General features: G+C 46.3%; 17 protein-coding genes and 1 other RNA gene. 14 read left to right on the plus strand and 4 right to left on the minus strand.

Translation table 11 applies throughout. The features are described 5' to 3' along the window. Nucleotides 1-12: 12 nt before the first annotated feature. From UNH61_RS12205 to UNH61_RS12215, 3 genes are read left to right on the plus strand one after another with little or no spacing between them, the layout of a single operon-like run. Entirely contained in the window at nt 13-1551 is a 1539-nt protein-coding gene (locus tag UNH61_RS12205) for a hypothetical protein (protein WP_326992271.1), read from the plus strand. Nucleotides 1552-1555: 4 nt separating this feature from the next. Continuing rightward, complete coding sequence (locus tag UNH61_RS12210; protein ID WP_326992272.1) at nt 1556-2461, plus strand: hypothetical protein; 906 nt, start codon at nt 1556-1558, stop codon at nt 2459-2461. 45 nt (nt 2462-2506) lie between these two features. Beyond that, nucleotides 2507-3922, plus strand: coding sequence for a DUF5689 domain-containing protein (locus UNH61_RS12215; RefSeq protein WP_326992273.1), 1416 nt, complete (start codon nt 2507-2509; stop codon nt 3920-3922). Nucleotides 3923-4129: 207 nt separating this feature from the next. Here the strand turns inward: UNH61_RS12215 and UNH61_RS12220 are convergent, their stop codons facing one another. The 4 genes from UNH61_RS12220 to UNH61_RS12235 form a co-directional block, all read right to left on the minus strand. Continuing rightward, the gene (locus UNH61_RS12220) at nt 4130-4942 is read right to left on the minus strand and encodes a DKNYY domain-containing protein (protein WP_339071094.1); all 813 of its coding nucleotides are present in this window, start codon (nt 4940-4942) and stop codon (nt 4130-4132) included. A gap of 72 nt (nt 4943-5014) precedes the next feature. Beyond that, nucleotides 5015-5497 carry a hypothetical protein gene (locus tag UNH61_RS12225; protein WP_326992275.1) on the minus strand — a complete coding sequence of 161 codons (483 nt, stop codon included), beginning with the start codon at nt 5495-5497 and terminating at the stop codon, nt 5015-5017. Further along, a complete protein-coding gene (locus UNH61_RS12230; RefSeq protein ID WP_326992276.1) occupies nt 5494-6036 on the minus strand; it encodes a hypothetical protein in 543 nt (180 codons plus the stop codon). The genes UNH61_RS12225 and UNH61_RS12230 overlap by 4 nt, the downstream gene beginning before the upstream one ends. A gap of 57 nt (nt 6037-6093) precedes the next feature. Beyond that, the gene (locus UNH61_RS12235; protein WP_326992277.1) at nt 6094-6414 is read right to left on the minus strand and encodes a DUF4870 domain-containing protein; all 321 of its coding nucleotides are present in this window, start codon (nt 6412-6414) and stop codon (nt 6094-6096) included. Nucleotides 6415-6684: 270 nt separating this feature from the next. Between UNH61_RS12235 and UNH61_RS12240 the strand changes: the two genes are divergently transcribed. The 11 genes from UNH61_RS12240 (at nt 6685) to UNH61_RS12290 (ending at nt 19437) form a co-directional block, all read left to right on the plus strand. Further along, on the plus strand, nt 6685-8541 hold the full coding sequence (locus UNH61_RS12240) for a hypothetical protein (RefSeq protein ID WP_326992278.1): 1857 nt from the start codon (nt 6685-6687) through the stop codon (nt 8539-8541). Between the two features lie 32 nt (nt 8542-8573). Continuing rightward, nucleotides 8574-9218, plus strand: a complete 645-nt coding sequence (bioD, locus tag UNH61_RS12245; RefSeq protein WP_326992279.1) for a dethiobiotin synthase — start codon at nt 8574-8576, stop codon at nt 9216-9218. Beyond that, nucleotides 9215-9790 carry a 5-formyltetrahydrofolate cyclo-ligase gene (locus tag UNH61_RS12250; protein ID WP_326992280.1) on the plus strand — a complete coding sequence of 192 codons (576 nt, stop codon included), beginning with the start codon at nt 9215-9217 and terminating at the stop codon, nt 9788-9790. The genes bioD and UNH61_RS12250 overlap by 4 nt, the downstream gene beginning before the upstream one ends. A gap of 6 nt (nt 9791-9796) precedes the next feature. Continuing rightward, nucleotides 9797-10867, plus strand: coding sequence for a tetraacyldisaccharide 4'-kinase (lpxK, locus tag UNH61_RS12255; protein ID WP_326992281.1), 1071 nt, complete (start codon nt 9797-9799; stop codon nt 10865-10867). 12 nt (nt 10868-10879) lie between these two features. Beyond that, nucleotides 10880-14053: a ribonuclease R gene (gene rnr, locus UNH61_RS12260; RefSeq protein ID WP_326992282.1), complete on the plus strand. Its 3174-nt coding sequence runs from the start codon at nt 10880-10882 to the stop codon at nt 14051-14053. A gap of 17 nt (nt 14054-14070) precedes the next feature. Then, nucleotides 14071-15042, plus strand: a complete 972-nt coding sequence (locus UNH61_RS12265) for a polyprenyl synthetase family protein (RefSeq protein WP_326992283.1) — start codon at nt 14071-14073, stop codon at nt 15040-15042. 178 nt (nt 15043-15220) lie between these two features. Then, the gene (locus UNH61_RS12270; protein WP_326992284.1) at nt 15221-16861 is read left to right on the plus strand and encodes an amino acid permease; all 1641 of its coding nucleotides are present in this window, start codon (nt 15221-15223) and stop codon (nt 16859-16861) included. Nucleotides 16862-16918: 57 nt separating this feature from the next. Beyond that, a complete protein-coding gene (locus tag UNH61_RS12275) occupies nt 16919-17383 on the plus strand; it encodes a DoxX family protein (RefSeq protein ID WP_326992285.1) in 465 nt (154 codons plus the stop codon). Between the two features lie 132 nt (nt 17384-17515). Continuing rightward, entirely contained in the window at nt 17516-18565 is a 1050-nt protein-coding gene (locus UNH61_RS12280) for a Smr/MutS family protein (RefSeq protein WP_326992286.1), read from the plus strand. Between the two features lie 25 nt (nt 18566-18590). Next, nucleotides 18591-18965, plus strand: an RNA gene (rnpB, locus tag UNH61_RS12285) — RNase P RNA component class A. Nucleotides 18966-19032: 67 nt separating this feature from the next. Further along, nucleotides 19033-19437 carry a DUF4870 domain-containing protein gene (locus UNH61_RS12290; protein WP_326992287.1) on the plus strand — a complete coding sequence of 135 codons (405 nt, stop codon included), beginning with the start codon at nt 19033-19035 and terminating at the stop codon, nt 19435-19437. Nucleotides 19438-19492: the final 55 nt, after the last annotated feature.

Genomic DNA, 19492 nt, shown 5'->3' on the forward strand with positions numbered 1-19492 from the left:
AATTCCATCTACATGAAGTATAAATTAATAAATCAGTTGACGGCATTATTGTTTGGCAGTTGCCTTTTGGGCTCCTGCTATAAGGCCGATAATTTTAAAAACGAGCTGGATGCACTGCCACAGGTAAGTTATCAGACCGGATACAGCTATCGCGCCAGCTATACGGTGGGAGATACCATGACTATTACCGGCAGACTGCAACCCAACAATGGGCTTAAAATACAAATAGGTAACGAAGACGCCGTGATCGTAGCTGCGGATAGCCTTCATTTCAGACCTTTTGTTGGCGACACAGTTACCATCCCTATGGATTGGGTGAAGGTACTGATAACTGATGGCATGGGTGCTGGTGCAGGTATACCGGTAACCATAACGTCTGGCGGACATACGGTTAATGCCGCCACCATCAATATCTATGGCCGTTACGGTGAGGGCAGTTTTAAGGAAAAACTGGCGCTGACTGCACATGCGGAACTGACCAGTCCTTATAATGTCTTTCTGAATTGTATCAATGGGAAAGGTGATCTGTATTTTTATGAAGTTACCACTGGCAACCTGCAGCATATTAAAAAAGATGGTACTGCCGAAACCTTACTGACAAAGACGCAGCTTACCGGTGGCCGGTACAGTATCAAAACGTTTACAGCCGGTGGTGTTAACCCGCAGGGAACAAAAGCCTGGATATCCGTACAGACAGATACTACCTACGCCTTTGTGGAGGCCGATTTGACAGCTAAGACCATCAAAGTGCTAAACCAAACTACAACTTACACGGCACCTTATATAGGTGAAATCGGACAGGTGAACCTGAAGGTGAAGGCCGTATATGCAGATAGTAAAGGGAACGTTTTCGTGGTTACACCCGGAATACAGTGGGGGCAGGAAACGGATTATGCTGCTGTTGCAAAATATAACAGTGCAGATGGAACACTCAGTTACCAGTTCCGGACGGGAATGTCGCCACAGGGTTTACCGGGAGTAGATATGAGTGACCCTGATAATCCCTATACGCTGGCACTACCCCTGATACTGCCCGAAGAATCGATTATGTATCTGCCGGGTTATAATAAGTTAACAGTGTACGATCTGCAAAGCAGGGTAATGATCAAAACGGTGAAAATACAGGGAGAGAGCTGGGGTGTATTGCCAAACAGTTATACCGGCGCCTTTAGCGGTATTAGAATAAACTTCAACAGTTATCTGGGAAACAATAGCGCCCCGGAAACCGGTTTTGGTTTTTTGCCCAGGCCTGATCAGAAAATGATCTTCCTGTTGTATCAATATCTGGATGGAAATTCTCTGGGGATGGAAAAAGGAAATGTGGCTCCATTGGTTGGAGGTCCTAAATGGATGACCTTTGATTTTGCCGAAAACCGCACTTATCAATACGCTCCACAGGCAGATTTATCAGGCTTTGCCTTTGAACCCTTTGATGCGCCGGGTAAGCCGAGAAGCATATTCACAGATCAGTTACTGAATTATGATGAGGAAGGGCATTTGTATGCCACCGCCAACGGACGTAAAAGAATCGTAAAAACCACCTTAAAATAAGATAATGAGAACGTGTTTATATGAGCTTGTTTTATGCGGTATGCTTACCTGCATATCCGCCTGCAATAAGGATATACAGCCGGTAGTACCGGAAAATGGGGACATCAGTAAAATAAATTTCTATTCCGTTTCCGATGTGTTAGCGCAATACAATATGGGAGGCATCGGGTTATTTGTAGATTTACCCGTAAGTAAAAGAAGCGGATTGATGCCCTTTTTTGACTTAAGTTCCATGCCGCAGAAATTGGAATATCCCACGGTATACAGTTCGGTTCCCAGTATCGTATATACCAGTTATCGCGATGGTATGCATCAATTCCGGTTTAATTACATGGTGCCCGATACTACTACCACTGTGCAGGGGATCCTGCCCAACAGGATGCTGATAGATACTTCTTTGTCATTTGATCGTAGTCCTGAAACACTGCTCTATCTCGCGGATAAGCCGCTGGCAGGCGAGAACCAGGAGCCGGCTTTTCAACTGCTTAAAGTACCGTTAAACGGATCTGTCCAAACGGATACTAATACTGTTGCACTCTATATCCTGCACCAGGCTGCAGATATAGGCCCGTTGCGCTGCAACAGGGTGCTCCCCGACGGAAGCCTGAGTGCAGAGAAGGTGCCTCAAAACCTTGCATACGGACAATCTACAGCCGTCATATTGCTCAGCACCAAAGAGGCATCCAATGGGCTTTTCGGCCTGCGCTTCTACGATGCGGCTACCGGGCAGGAACTGGTGAATACTGCTACACCGGCCAATGGCGGCCATGGTTATATACTGGCCATACAGGGCTTTAAAGGCGATCATCAGTTTAAGATACCGGTGAGCCTGAACCAGGATAAAACTATCAGCTACAGTACCAAAACGGTGACGGCTAACCTGCGCAGCAGTTTAAGGCAGTTATGGTAATAAAACATCATCCGGTAAATAAATGCCCAAATTAAATTGAAATAAATGAGCTACATAAAATATAGCAGACATGTGCCGGTGCTGGCCATCCTATTTGTGCTGTTAGCCACAGCCTGTAAGAAAACAGACACACCAAATCTTAACCCGGCTGTTTTTGGTACCAGGACGGTCAGTATAACGGAGTTAAAAACGTTGAGTACAGCGGCTGAGGTTCGTGTGCCGGATGGAGCCAACGGGAAACAAATAACAGGAGTAGTGGTTTCCGACCAGGAAGGAAAAAATACCGATCCTAAAACGATCATCCTGCAAAGTGATGGTAAGGACACCGCCGCGATCATAGTACAATTAGATTCGATCGCTCCCTTTAGTACTGGTGACTGGCTGGTGATCAATGCATCGGGACAGAAGCTGCTCAAAGTGAACGGAGAGATTGTTTTAAAAGATGTTCCGCTTTCCCGCATTCAGCATATCGGTAAAGGCATCATTAAAATAATATCTGTTCCCGTGGCGGAAGCACTCAAAAACGCGGACAGGTGGAACGGTGCTCTCGTACGGTTTTACGATGGAAACTTAGCCGGCGGCGGAGGTAAATATAACGGCACCCTGAGCTTTAAGGAAGTAGATAGCAGCGCCGGTATACAGGCAAAAATTTTACCCGGTGCAGTGTTTGAAAATTCTGCCTATCCGGCCGGCATCAGCACGTTCACCGGCATTTTAAGAACTGCCGGCACCAACCCTTATATACAAATCAGAAATGCGGCTGATGTAAACAGTTCGGCAGTTACCCGCGTGGTAACGGATGACATGAATATCATTGGAATGAATAATCAATCTCCTTATTGGACAAACCCAAATATTATCTCCGGTAACGCAACGCTTGAAACAAAACTGTCCAGGTACGCCGTGGGGGATATGGTGGGTAATTTGCCCGCCTTCGCATCGGACGCCGGTTTTCTGCCCTCCAAAAACAGCTATCTCTATCTTTTAATTAAGCAGCCGGCCAATGTCTGGGATTTTAAAAGTTCATTGGACGTAGTGGCGCAGCCTGGCATCAAGGAAATCCGGATTACCTTCGCAGGCAGCCAGGTAGATGGCATTATTGCCAAAACCAATAATAATTCGGACGTTATTAAGGCAAATCCATTTAACCCGGCAACCGATAATTTTAAACTGGCTTTGCGTTATACCATTGGCAGTTATATAGGCGATACCGTGTCTGCTACCTATACCGAAGCCGGCAAACAGTATACTGCTGTATTCCGCGTGCCGGCAAGGCGGGAGCTGTTCGAAGTGGTATCGGCATCGAATGATATTCTTTATAAATCCTGGGTGGACGAGTTTCTTCAGGAACCCAAATTTACCATCATTAATTATTCTGAACGGGGTGATCCCAATCCGGATCCATGGGCATTGCCACCGGCGGCCCCAGTGATCATTACCAAAATAGAATATGGTTATTAAGGTAATCCGAAGGTGCTGCGGCACTGACAACTAACACCAATATGCGAACCAGAGGGCTAGCCAAAAAGTATAAGAATGCTTTTGGACTGGCCTTCTTTTTTATGAGATTAATTTTCTGTTTGTCTTTAGTCTTGTATTTCACATCAATAGAATAGAACCTGGTATGGTGGCAGCATTCACTGTTTTATGTATATTCCCTGGGGAAAGTTATTTGAGTAATTCCGTAACCTCATGATAGACCCTGGCACGTTTCTTCACCTGCCTGTCTAATTCCTCAAAGGAAATCTCCCTGTCATTCCAGTAAGCACGATTTTTGTCCCGGGCTAGTTGTAGCGGTTGTCCGATATTGAAAGGAATATCAACGATTTCAAAAGTTGCGGAATCGGCTTCTTTAATCCATCTGTTAAAATAGAAAATCTTGTTTTTATCTTTTGAATAGTAATAGTGCTTTTTCAGCTTAATCCACGTTGCAGGATCGGCGCCCGGAATAACAGCAAATCCACAAAAGACCTGTTTTTCATCATATCCAAAATAGCTGTCATTAAAAGATACAAATGTCTCCGGGTTGGCTTTTTTTACAATTTTGGTCTTACCCTGGAAATCAAAATAGTATACGTTGCTTTTATCCTTACCGAATCCATAAGGCGCAAAGCTTTCGTGAAGAAAGGTCTTACTGCCGGCATGCTTTACGGCGTTACCAAACGAATGTTCTCCTTCGTCGCATACCACAAAGGTTTCCGCATCTGCATCTTTTATTTTGCCCGCTAAAGTCCACACACTTTCTTTGTCTTTTGCAAAGGTCAGGTTTAACGCATCAAATGTATGTGGGTCGGCCCCCCTGAGCTTTGTCGGGCAGGAGTAGCAGTTTTTTACGTCTTTTGCCCAGACGCCGCGAAAATGAACAAAGCTGTCGACAGCTGCTCCTTTTATTTGGGTATTCCGATAAAATACATTTTTACCATCAGTCCAATAGAACGTTTTATCGTCTAGTTCATCAAAGGCCTCAGCGAGGTGAATCATAGTGATGCTGTTATCGCCCATATGTACTTTTACTTTTTCAAAACTCCTTTAATACTACGGAATTGTACGGTGTTATTTTTCTGCTTCTAACTGTAGATGCACTATTGGCAGAATTTCCTGCTCAAAGAAGATTTCCTTTTGCTTATTGGTCAGAAAAGGACTGATCTGGTAGGCCTTCCCGTATGGATTATTTTTATTACTAATGGCGAGGAACAGTCTTCCGTTAATCGAATTGCGAACCAGTTCCGTTTCCTGCTTATTCCAGATTTCTTTCCTGTACAGCTTACCTACCTGGAAGACTATCGGTCCCGGACCTTTCGGAATAGTGATTGTCTGGCTAACAACCATCAGAAGGTAGAGTAAGGGCAATACCGTCAAACACAATCCTATTGCCAATGGCAGTTGCCAAAAATCCGCAAACCGGATCTCCAGGTAAAGACCCAATGCCAGGAAAAGCACACCTGTAACAATAATCCTTCTCGTTAATTTACTGTAGCAACGGTTGGGGGTCAATATCAGGTTCCCGTCCTGCCAGTGTATCATTTGCTCTTTCATCGCCTTCCAAGTATTTTTTCAGTTTCCAGCAGGAGCGCTTCCGAATTTTTTACATTCATTAAGTTTGTTCCTAATAAGACAGGCTCCTGTTTATTGGATCGATTTACAATAGCATAAGCAGAAGAAATCAATATCAAAACATAGATCTGGTTGCTTAGGCTGAAGCTTTGGATATCGGCAAAGGCCATTGTTCGTTTGGATGACAATAGCCCCGATTTTTGGGTTATGAGCTGACTGTTCCCGTCTATAACAACGCTGCTGAACATCTTAACGATAAAGCAACATCCAAATATGAACAGAATACCTGAAAATATATAGGCTTCCACTTGCGGGGCTCTTTTGAGGAAGAACCAGGCGCCTACGGCAAAAAGTAATGCAGCCACGATAACGAATTGGCTATTTAGGCTTTTTCTTTTGTAAACGTTCGGGCTTATCTGCTGGTAATATCTATAATCCGTCATAAAAGTTTTGGGTTTAATTTTAATCAGATAAATACTTATCGTTCCCTGTTGTGCAGTATCATGGCCGGAATCAGACATAACAAGGCAGTAAAAAACCAGGCAATGATGGTTGATTGCCCGGTTTTAAAATAATAGTTAGCCAATGAAAGAAAACTTATTCTCAAAAAAACCTCCGATTATAGGAAGGGGTTTCCTGGCCCCATTGGAGGCATTGATGATGCCAATGATCAATAAAAAGATGGAGATAAAGCTAATATAACTCAGCGCAAAAATATGTGTTACACTCATTAGGATCTGTAAAGTAAAGCCCAGCACAAAGGAGAAAATAATCAATCCAAGTCCCTGCCGGAGATGATATTTGGCAAAATCATCTGCCTTTTCTTTTCCTGAGAAATAGGCGATGAGCCACCCGATAAGCGTGATGTAAGAAACAATTGATACTGTTTTGTTGTCCATGATTGTGTGATTTTGAATTTTGGAGGTTTAGGAAGATGTAATGTCTCCCATAATTATTGCTGTTGCAAATTTGGCCGGCAAAATCTGACCTTCAAAGTTTTGACCGCCTACGTAATTCCTACTTCAGTTGGATAGAGCGTCTACAGAATGTCTACTCGATGTCTACATTATTTGTAAGTAGCTGATTTTTAGCTTATTATTGTTGTAGACGCTCTGTTTTTTTAAAGCTGGAATGCTGTAGCAGGCTGAAAATTTTAATACTTTCACAAAATGAAGAACCAGTTTATTGCCCTGATGATGATGTTGAGCATCCTTCCTGTAGTTGCCGGGGCACAACATAATCCATATGTAGACAGTCTTAAGAAGGCGTTGACCATATCAAAAAATGAAGAAAAATTTAATATATACTATAAACTGGCCAATACGTACAGGATGAACAGCGCCTATGACGCAGCCGCAAAAATGGCGGAGGCTTATAAACTGGCTGCTGAAAGTGAAAAGAATCAGGTAGAGCAGGTAAAGGCATATAGTGTATTGATGCATATCCAGCTGAACCAGTCGGATTTCAAAAAGGCACAGTTGTATATGGATTCAGTAGAATGGGCGGGGGGAGATGGGAAGAACCTGGTGTGCCGGAATTATGTGAACTACGCAAAAGCTATTTTCTATTATGCACTTGACAATAGTGAAATGGTGGTGAAGTATTGTCAGGAAATTCTAAAAGAGGCAGAGCCGGACAACAAAGATCAGTTTCTGCAGGGACGGTGTTATTATTACCTGTACACGGTATACACCAATTACAACGATTTTGAGAAAAGTCTTTATTACGCAAAGAAAACGGCCATGATAGCCGGGGAAATCGCGGATATGGAGCTGCTCAGCTCCGCCTGTTCAGCATTAGGGGTAGTATATACCTATCGGTACGACAGGGAAAAGAATAAGTACGACCTGGATTCGGTGATCTATTACACCAGGCAGGCAGGGGACATCTATTTTACCCATCCCGGAAAAATCTCCTATGAAACTTATGCGTTGGCCCGGTTGAATCTCTCCAGCTATTATCTGCGGTATTATTTTGATCGTAATCCCGCAATGGGGATTGTGGTTACAGATACCGTGCAGGCTTTGCTGAATACCTCCCGCGCGAAGGGTTTAAAAATAAATGAGGATGTTGAGGCCAGTTGCTACGGTATGCTTGGCCGTATTGCGAAAGCGGGCGGCGATTTTGCCGCTGCGGATAACTATTTTGCAAAGGGAATGACAGTACTGGATAGCGCCCGCCTGCCATATTATTATACTCACAACAACCTGCTGACAGACCAGTCGGATCTCTATGCCCAAAAAGGTGATTATAAAAAGGCATATGAACTGCAGAAAAAGCTGGTGGAGAACAACGCAAAGCTGTTTGATGAAGATCAGGCGTTGATCGTAAATAAGCTCGAAGCTCAATACCAGGCAAAAAAAAAGGAACAGGAGGTACAGGTACTGAAGGAGCAGGCCCGAAGCCGGCAAAAGGCGCAGAATCTGTATCTGGGGCTGGCAGGAATTGGCCTGGTAGGGGTTTTCTTTATGTTCCGGTCCTACTATTTTAATCTGAAATTCTCACAGGAGGCGCAGAAAAAGCTGGAGGCCGAACAACATGAGGCGCAAACACTTATTCGTTTGCAGAACGAAGAGCAGGCACGCCTGAAGGCGGAGCAGGAGCTGCTGGAACTGCAGCAACAGCAGCTGCGGGATGAGGTAATGATCCGGCAGTTACAGGTACAGCACAAAAACGAAGTATTGCAAACCCTTAAGGAAAAACTGCAAGTGGAAGATCCCGTCAATATTCAGCAGATCATTAGAGAAGAAAATATACTGGACGCGGATTTCGAGAAGGCAAAGTTCAGCATACAAGAGGTACATCCCAATTTTTTTAAGCAACTGAACGAAAAAGCCCAGCAGAAACTTACTTCCCTCGATCAGAAATACTGCGCTTACTGGTACCTGGGTATGGATACCAAACAGATTGCCAGCCTGCTGAATGTAGAACCCAAAAGCGTGCGTATGACCAAATACCGGTTGAAACAGAAATTCGGACTGGAAAGAGCAACCAATTTGGAGACTTTTTTAAAGGAAATGAACTGACAGACTAAATCAGGCGCTATCTTTGGGGCCGGATGAGCGAAAGAATATTTATAACCGGTATTGGTACCGGTGTCGGAAAAACCGTTACAGCCGCCTGTATTACCGAAGCGCTGGGGGCCGATTACTGGAAACCCGTGCAAACAGGGCTGCTGGAAGGAACAGATACAGACGAAGTAAGATCGCTATTGTCAAACACCGTGTCAGTTTGTCACCCTGAAGCCTTTAAGCTGAAAGCACCGGCATCTCCTCACCTGGCTGCACGGCTGGAAAACACAAACATCGATGCATCCCGTATCCTGGAACTGGCGGACCTTTACCAGCCTGCAACGAGACCATTGATCATAGAAGGAGCCGGCGGGTTGCTGGTACCTGTTACAGACAATATTACCACCCTGGACCTGATTCTGGCGCTGAAAGCCGGCGTGGTGGTGGTTTCCCGGAATTATCTTGGCAGTATTAATCATTCCATGCTCACTGCGCGGGTGCTGCAGCACGCGGGCATTCCCGTTATTGGATGGGTATTCGGAGGCGATTACCATAGTAATGAAGATGATATTGTAAAATGGAGTGGGTATCCGCGGATTGGTCGTATTCCGCAGGCCAATACTGTAGATAAGGCATTTATTCAGCAACAGGCACAGTTGTTGACTACCTCGCTGCATAGTTTACTGGCATGACCACTAAAAAGGATATACGAAAACGATACCTGGAGCTGCGACTGAACCTGGATGCTGCTACTGTGGCCACGCTGAATGAACAACTGCTGGTCGGCGTACAGCAGCTGGACTTTAACGGCATCAGGCTGGCACATGTTTTCCTGCCAATTTCTGAAAAGAATGAAGTAGATACCTGGCAGATGGTGAAATGGTTGCGGGAGCACCAGCCGGCCATGAGCTGGGCTCTTTCCCGGTCGGATCTGAAAACCGGGGTAATGCAGCACTATCTCTGGAAAACCAATACCATCCTTGTTAAGAATAAATTTGGCATTCCTGAGCCTGACCATGGGGAAGAAGTGGCGCTGCATGATATAGACCTGGTGTTTGTACCTTTGCTGGCGTTTGACCGGAAAGGGCAACGGGTGGGCTATGGCAAGGGCATGTACGACCGCTTCCTGAAGCAATGCCGTCCGGATGTACGTACTATCGGATTATCTTTTTTTGGGCCGGTGCCGGTAATTGAAAATGCGGATGCCTGGGATATCCCACTACATACGGTGGTTACCCCGGATCATATTTATCATTTTAAATAAACAACAGTGCTCAGATACCTGAAAGTACTTCTATATCCCTTTTCCCTGCTTTACGGACTGGTAATGTGGCTGCGGAACCGCTTCTATGACAAGGGAATTCTTACAGCGGTTAAATTTGATCTGCCGGTGATTGCTGCCGGCAACCTCTCTGTAGGCGGAACCGGCAAAACCCCGCATGTAGAGTACATGATCCGTTTGCTGAAAAACTATTTCCGGGTGGCAACACTCAGCCGTGGATATAACCGCCGTACCAGTGGCTACCTGCTGGCAGATGCCCATAGCACCGCCGCTGATATCGGCGACGAACCCATGCAGTTTCATGTCAAATACCCCGATATCAGCGTATGTGTGGGTGAAGAACGGATGCTGGCAGTACCCCAGCTGCTCAGCGATGAGCCGGATACACAGGTGATACTGCTGGATGATGCCTTCCAGCACCGGTCTATTCAGCCAGGACTGAATATCATGCTCACCGACTACAGCCGCCTCTTTACACGCGATCATGTAGTGCCCTTCGGGCGCCTGAGGGAAGGGCGGAAAGGCTACCACCGCGCAGACTGCATTATTGTTTCCAAGTGTCCGCCTGCGATGAGCGTGACAGAAAAACAGGCCCTTGAAAAAGAAATTAACCCGCTGCCTCATCAGCGGCTCTTTTTCACTACCTTGCAATACGGTACCCCCACCGATATGATGACCCATCAACCGGTTGAAATCCCCGGATCGGCCACGGTACTGCTGGCATGCGGTATTGCAAGGCCCGAACCCCTGCTGGAAGAGCTTAAAAACCGCTATCAGCAGGTTTTCCTGCTAGCTTTCCCCGATCATTATTACTATTCGGAGAAAGACATCGCCAAGATCAAGAAGGAATGCGACGACCTGCCAGGCAAAGAAAAGATTGTCATTACCACAGAGAAAGATGCGGTAAGGTTACAGCTTCTCAAAGCCGCACTGACGGAACAAAACCTGCAAATTGCAGTGATGCCGGTTGAAATTTCCTTCCTTTTCGGTGAAGCAGAATCATTTAATAACTTTATTTTTGACTATATAGGCAGGCATCTGCCTGCACCAGGTCAATAACTTACGACTAAAATGAGCAGAAGAAAGAAAAATAAAAATAAGAAAGGCGGAAACCCACGCCAGCAACACCATCCACATCATCCACATCATGGTCACAGTCACGGCCAGAAGAAAACCTTTAAAGGTATTGTGGAAGTCACCAAATCAGGAATGGCTTTCGTTATCGTGGAAGGCCTGACAAAGGATATCATGGTGAAACAGAAAAACCTCCAGACTGCACTCGATAAAGACGAGGTTTTGGTAGACGTGCTGAAACAGGCCCATAACCAGGGCCGGATGGAGGGCGTTATAACGGAAATCCTTAAACGAAATAAAACCGAATTCACCGGTACACTGCAGGTAAGCAAAAACTTTGCCTTCCTTATACCGGATAAAGGACTCTTTATGCCGGATATCTATATTCCGGCAAACTCACTCGGACAGGCCAAAAGCGGCGATAAAGCGGTAGTAAAGATCGTAGCCTGGGGCGAGAAATCCCGTAAGCCGGTAGGAGAGATCCTCGAAATATTGGATGCAAGCGATTCAAACGACCTCGCCATGAAGGAAATCCTGATCGAATCAGGTTTCCCATTGAACTTCCCCAAAGAAGTAATGGCAGAACTGGAACAATTGCAGGAGAATATAACGGAAACGGAAGTACGAAACAGGAAGGATGTCCGCAAGATATTGACGATGACCATCGATCCTGTTGATGCGAAAGACTTTGACGATGCCATTTCCATCCGCCCGCTGAAGAACGGATTGTATGAGATTGGCGTTCACATCGCTGATGTGAGCCATTATGTGCTCCCGGGAACAGAACTGGATAAGGAAGCCGATAAAAGAGCTACCTCTGTTTACCTGCCGGATCGTGTACTGCCCATGCTGCCGGAAAAGATCTCTAATGAGCTTTGCTCGCTGCGTCCGCATGAAGACAAGCTTACATTTTCGGCCATGTTTCAGATGAATGAGAGCGGTGAAATCAAACAGCACTGGATTGGCCGAACTTTGATCCATTCCGATCACCGGTTCACCTATGAAGAAGTGCAGGAGATCATTGAAAGCGGAAGCGGGTTGTATCAGAAAGAAATTCTGTTGTTGAATAAAATAGCGCAAACACTGCGTGGGCAACGATTTGCACATGGCGCCATCAACTTCTCTTCTCAGGAAGTGCGGTTCAAACTCGACGAAACCGGCAAGCCTATTGGCATCGTGATCAAGGAAAGCAAAGAAGCGCATCAGCTGATTGAAGAGTTTATGTTGCTGGCCAATAAAACCATCGCAGCCTATGTAGCGAAAATCAGGGTCAATAAGCAGGAAGTACCTTTCCCTTACAGGGTGCATGATACTCCTGACCCCGAAAAGCTGAAAGTATTTGCCCTGTTTGCAGGGAGGTTTGGATATAAATTCGACCTGAGTGGCCCGGAAACCATTGCCGCCTCTTTCAACAATATGTTGTTGAATGTACAGGGAAGGCCCGAGCAGCCGGTACTCGAAACACTGGGTATCCGCACTATGGCCAAAGCGGTTTATACCGTCAACAATATAGGCCACTACGGCCTCGGCTTTGCAGACTATTGTCACTTCACCTCTCCGATACGGCGTTACCCCGATGTACTCGTACACCGTGTGCTGGCAGAATGCCTGGCCAACGACGTGAAGCCTGATAAACAGATGGAGCAGAAATGTAAACACAGCTCCGAAATGGAACGCAAAGCGATGGATGCTGAAAGAGCTGGTAACAAATACAAGCAGGTAGAATACATGCAGCAATTCATCGGTCATACCTTCGAAGGAGTGATTAGTGGAGTGGCACATTTCGGTTTCTGGGTGGAAACCATGGATACCAAATGCGAAGGACTGATCAGTATACACAGCCTGAATAAACGGGAAGACTTCCAATACAACGAAGGAGATTATGCGCTGGTTGGACAAAGCACCGGACGCAAATTTCGTATAGGCCAGAAAGTGAGTATCCGCGTAGTGGCCGCCAACCTGGCCAAGCGCCAGCTCGATTACGACCTGGAAGACGAACTGACCGGAACCGTCGTTGCAGAGCGTGCGTTCAAACCAACCCAGCGTGAAGAACGCAGGGAGGAACGCCACGAGGGCCGTAAGAAGAAGAAAGACAGGCAACGTGCTAAACCCTGGCAGCAGGAAGGCGCACCAAAGGTATCGCTCAGCGAGCCTAAGCCATTACCAGTGGTAGACCAGGTAGTAGTAGAAACCCATGTGGTGCCTGTAACTCCAGGGGAAATAACAATTGACCCGGCAGCATCTGCAACGCCTCAGGTAACCCCGTCGCAGATGGAGGAAAAAACGAAGGCACCTGTAACCGCGCCTGAAGGCGTGGCTCCTGCAGAAAGCCCGGCGCCGGTCCGCAAACATGCAAGACCTGTAAAGCAATCACCGGTAGCGCAGTCTGAGCCTCAACCGGCTCCAGCCAAAGCGGCTCCGAAACGGACTGAAGTGAAAACAAAAGCCCCGGGAAAAGCGACGAAGACTACGGCTACATCCGTGGCTGAGCCAGCTAAAAAACAGCCGGCAGCCAGGAAAGCTGCTGTTCCTGAAAAAACAGTGAAGGCAAAGGCAACGAAAACAACAACGGCAAAGAAGGCCACTGCAAAACCTGCACCGGTAAAGAATGCCGCTACGAAATCCGCAGCAGCCAGCAAGAAGACTGCATCCCCTAAAAAGGCCGCCAGTACTTCATCTCCGGTAAAAAAATCGGTAAAGGCAACACCGGTAAAGAAGGCTGCTACGAAATCCGCAGCAGTTACTAAGAAGACTGTAGCCCCTAAAAGGGCCGCCAGTGCTTCATCTCCGGTAAAAAAATCGGTAAAGGCAACACCGGTAAAGAAGGCTGCTACGAAATCCGCAGCAGCTACTAAGAAGACTGTAGCCCCTAAAAAGGCCGCCAGTACTTCGTCTCCGGTAAAAAAATCAGTAAAGGTAACACCAGCAAAGAAAGCAACTGCTAAAACTGCTGCCACCAAAGCTGCTACTGTAAAAAAAGCGGCTAAACCTGTTGCGAAGACCGTTGCCCCTAAAAAGGCCACCAAACCGGCATCTACCGTTAAAAAAGCAACACCGGCATCTAAAGCAACAGCTGCAAAGAAGGCTGCACCGGCGAAGAAAACGGTTAAGTCAGTGTCTTCCGCAAAAAAAACAACAAAAGGTCCGGTAAAGAAAAAGAATAAAAAATAAAACACGAATCAACAGCAATGCATTCATTTAAAGAGTTAATAGCGCAGTTCAGTCTGCATTTCGATCAGCAACAGTTCCCGAAACACCCCGCCAATCTCTATGATGCGGCCTCTCATATCCTCGACATCGGAGGTAAGAGAATCAGGCCGGTGCTTTGTATGATGGGAAACGAACTTTTCGATGAGCTGCATCAGGATGCTTTAGAAACCGGCAGCGCTATTGAGCTTTTTCATAATTTCACGCTCCTGCACGACGATATCATGGATAAAGCCCCGCTCAGAAGGGGTAAGCCGACCGTACATACCGTTTATGGCGAATCGGCAGCCATTCTTGCAGGAGATGTAATGCTGATCAATGTTTACGAGCGGTTGAATAAAGTAGAGGCGAATTATAAGCAGAAGATCATCGGGGTGTTTAACAAAGCAGCCATCGAGGTGTGCGAAGGACAGCAACTGGACATGGATTTTGAGCATATGCCGCCGGAAGCAGTGAATTACGACGACTATGTAAACATGATCGGGCTGAAAACTTCCGTGCTCCTGGCTGCCAGTCTGCAAATGGGCGCTATTATCGGCGGTGCGGGAGAGGGGAACCAGCAGCACCTGTACTCGTTTGGCAAAAACATAGGCATCGCCTTCCAGATCCAGGACGATTACCTGGATGCCTTCGGAGACCCGGAAAAATTCGGAAAACAACAGGGTGGCGATATCCTCGTGAATAAAAAAACATTCCTCCTGCTCAAAGCACTGGAGCTTTGTAGCCCGGCCCAACGTGCCGAACTGAAAATGTTGATGGAAACTTCCCCGGCCGATAAGGTAGAACGTGTGCTGGAACTGTTCCGCAGCTGCAAAGTAGATGAATGGGCAGAGAAAGAAAAAGAACGTTTTCAGCAAAAGGCCTTCGAAAGCCTCGACGACATCGCGGTACTGTCTACCCGCAAAACACCGCTGATGGAGCTGGCAAATTATCTCTTAAACCGCCAGCAGTAAGTTTCGTATTTAAAATCGCATTATATTCGCGTTTGTCTTATTCAGGATGAAGATGATTATGCTGATTGCTCTGATTTTTTCTGAAGGATTAATCAGGGTAATCAGCATAACTTTTTTCGCGCACCAGACAATCTTTATTAAATTTAGAACAACTGTAACTTCGTAATTCCTTGAGCCAATGTCATCTAAATCGCTGTTTCGTAGAAAATCGCTTGCCTCCATATTAAATGATACCAAAGCAGGACTGACAGACGGTCACGAAACCGGTGGGATGAACAAAGTGCTGAAAGTGAAAGACCTTACAGCAATGGGGATTGCGGCTGTGATAGGCGCCGGTATTTTCTCCACCATAGGAGAGGCTTCTTATCATGGCGGGCCTGGCGTATCATTACTATTTATTATTACCGCTATCACCTGTGGATTCTCTGCACTTTGCTACGCTGAATTTGCCTCCCGGGTGCCTGTTTCCGGTAGTGCCTATACGTACTCCTACCTTAGTTTCGGAGAGCTGGCAGCCTGGGTCATTGGCTGGGCGCTTATCCTGGAATATGCAATTGGTAATATTGCCGTGGCCATTTCGTGGAGCGGCTATTGTAATAATCTCCTGCACGGGTTTGGATTGGACCTGCCTTTGTGGCTTGCCAGTAACTACGACAGTGCCACCCCGGAAGTGCTGGCGGCCGCGCCCCGGATTGCAGGCGTTCCCATTATACTGAACCTTCCCGCTTTTTTCATTGTAATAGTGGTTACCTGGCTGGCCTATGTAGGTATACAGGAAAGTAAACGCAGCGCCAATGCGATGGTAGCTTTGAAAATACTGGTGATACTTTTTGTGATCGTAGTAGGGTTCTTTTATGTAGATAAGGCTAACTGGTCGCCCTTTATGCCGAATGGTTTTTCAGGTGTGCTGAAAGGGGTATCGGCCGTATTTTTTGCCTATATCGGGTTTGATGCCGTGAGTACCACTGCCGAGGAATGTGCCAATCCCCAGCGGGATTTGCCTAAAGGGATGATCTATTCGCTCATCATCTGCACGGTATTGTACGTGTTGATTTCTTTTGTACTCACAGGTATGGTGCCTTTTTCAAAATTAAAGGTAGATGATCCCCTGGCTTTTGTTTTTCAGGCTGTGCACTTGCCAACTATCAGCTATCTTATATCTATAAGCGCTGTGGTGGCCACTACCAGTGTGTTGCTGGTTTTCCAGATTGGTCAGCCAAGAATCTGGATGAGTATGAGCCGCGACGGACTGCTGCCGAAACGCTTCGCCAAAATACATCCCCGGTTTAAAACACCTTCTTACGCCACTATTATTACCGGTGTACTGGTAGGGATACCTGCGCTGTTCGTGAACCTGACTATCGTAACAGACCTGACCAGCATAGGAACCCTTTTTGCGTTTATCCTTGTATGTGGTGGGGTACTCATTTTGCCGAGGGAGGAAAAAGCTACCACCAAACGTTTTCAGCTGCCCTATATCAACGGACAGATTATTGTACCCCTGATTGTAGGGCTGTTGGTAGTCGTTTTCCGTAACGATATTGCCAGCCGGTTCTTCGTAGCCGGTGGCTGGGATGTCTGGAAACATAATATCCCTTTCTACCTGTTCGGGATCGTTACCATTATCATCGTTTATCTTTCCATCACCCGTAAGCTCTCCCTGATCCCGATTCTGGGTATGCTGAGTTGTTTTTACCTGATGACAGAGATCGGCCTGAAAAACTGGATTGTATTTGCAATCTGGATGGCAATAGGGCTGGTAATCTACTTCCTTTACAGCTATTCCCATAGCAAGCTGGCAGCAAAGCAGAAATTGTAAAGCAGCTTCTTTTTTCGTAACTTCAGCGTAGCTCTTTGATCCTAAAATCTATGTTTTATGAACATGCTACAACGGGTTGAACACTGGGGCGACACACACCACCCCAATTGGCTGAGTGCAGTACGCATTCTGCTGGGTGTATTTTTGATGTACGTAGGTATCCGGTTCGTACAGGACCGCGATGCACTGACGGCAATGATTAATCAAAATCCTGCACTGGTCACATTATCGATGCTGCTCGGGCATTATGTGGTTTTTGTCCACACCGTGGGCGGGCTGTTTATTGCCATGGGCCTGGTGACCAGGTTTGCCGCGATGGTCAATATCCCGGTGCTGCTGGGTGCTGTATTTTTTGTTCATTCTCCTACAGGACTGTTTACCGTATATCCTATGGTAGGGCTTTCTCTGCTGGTGCTGTTCCTGCTGATCCTGTTTGTTATAGAAGGAAGCGGCCGTATTTCGGTAGATGAATATATGCGGAGGCATCCTGAAAAACCCCGTAAACACAAGTACGCCGAGTAGGCCTTTTTTTCATATAGCCGTGTCTGTGAGTGCTGTTTTCTCAATGGTACAGGGTGTCGTGTCTTCTTTCCTGAATCTTCTTCGACACATTTTCCCCTCAAAAGTCTATTTTTGCATCAGAAGAATGCAATTATGAAATACCAAATTGGCGACAGGATTCTGCTGTTGAGCTCTAAGGAAGAGGGTACGGTTGTTGACCTCGTGAACGATAATATGGTGATGATAGAAATGAAAGGAACTACTTTTCCTGTATACCTGGATCAGATAGACTTTCCTTATTTCCACCGCTTTACTAAGCAGAAACTGGTGCAGGAGAAACCAAAACTGATCCCGGGGGATGAGATTAAGGTAGACAGAAGTAAATATGAAGTCTTTAAGACAGACAAGGGCATGTTTCTGTCTGTTTTACCGGTATACCAGATGGATGGGTATGATGAAACCGTGAAACTGATGAAGTTCCACCTGTTTAATGATACTCCCCATGCGATACGCTTCTATTTCCAGGTATGGCTGAATAACCAGATGGATCTGGAGATAAAGAACGAGATACAGCCTTATAATCATTTCTACCTGTCGGATCTGCTGTTTGAGTCGTTGAATGATAATCCACGGCTGGAGTTTACCTTTTTCCTGAAGGAGCCGCAACCTAAACTGGCTACTTCTGTGAAGAAAAGCTGGAAAATAAAGCCCAAACAGATGTTTGTACAGCTGGAGCAGCTGCGTAGTAAGGAAGAAGCTACTATAACTTACCCGTTATTTGATAAGTTCCCGGAACGTGAACCGGAACCACCGGCGCCTGTGGAACAGCCTAAGAAAAAGGCTACGGCAACAACGATAGGCTCGGGAAATTTTGCCAGTCTTTTAACCAAAATACAGCTGCAGCCTGAAACCACGCTTGAACCGAAAGACGAGGTAGATCTGCACATAGAAGTATTGGAAAAGAACTGGAAAGGTATGAGCAATATCGCCATTCTGGCGGTTCAGCTGAATGCTTTCCAGCGTTACCTGGAATTGGCTATCAGCCATCATCAGCACAAACTGGTGGTTATTCATGGCGTAGGCAAGGGCAAGCTCCGCGATGAGATTCACCAGGTATTAAAGCAAACTCCCGAAGTGGCGAACTTCGTTAACCAGTACCATCCCAAATATGGCTATGGCGCTACAGAGATAACATTCAGGTAATATTTTTTATTACCTTCGCGCTTCAACTACAAACCGTGCTATCGTTTCGCTGATATTATCAGTGGGAAGGAAAGTCCGGACAGCGTAGAGCAACGCACCACCTAACGGGTGGGTCCCGGTGCAGACCGGGAACAGACAGTGCCACAGAAAATAACCGTCTGTTTTGCAGATAAGGGTGAAAATGTGGGGTAAGAGCCCACGGTACAGGCAGGTAACTGTTTGTACGGGTAAACCTTGCGTGCTGAAATGCCATGTATACGGTCGATTGAGGGCTGCTCGTCCGATGACCGAGGGTAGGCAGATACAGGTAGCGTGTGAACGCTGTCGCAGATAAATGATAGCAGCTCTGGCCGGCTTGCCGGCCAGGGAACAGAATCCGGCTTACAGGTTTGTAGTTTTTTTATTCCTTTCTTTTTGATATACTAAAATAACCGCTTAACTTCCCATTACAATTAATTTCTATTTTTATGAACCCAAAAGACGAACGCACCTGGGGGACCCTTGTTCATCTGGGCGGCCTGATAGGCATGTTCATTATACCTACAGTTGGTAACATTCTCGGCGTACTGATCCTCTGGCTGATCAAACGTAATGAGTCATCCCTGGTAGATGAACAGGGCAAAGAAGCCATTAATTTTCAGATCACGATAAGCATTGCAGCCGTGGCGCTCAACGTTCTCAGCGCTATCCTTTCAGGCCTGTGGTCAATGGCCACTTTCTGGAGCCGTGGCTATTTTTTCTATCACTGGAGCTGGTTCGAGCTGGGCAACCTGGTATGGATTCTGAATGTAGTATTCAGCATCATTGCAGCCGTGAAAGCAAGTAACGGAGAATTGTACAAATATCCTGTGAGTTTGAGATTAGTGAAGTAGGAAGAAGAATTACGAATTAAGACTTACGAATTACGAAATAGCTCGAAGACCTTAG

The organism is Chitinophaga sp. 180180018-3, from assembly GCF_037893185.1.
In the GTDB taxonomy this organism is placed as follows: Bacteria; Bacteroidota; Bacteroidia; order Chitinophagales; family Chitinophagaceae; genus Chitinophaga.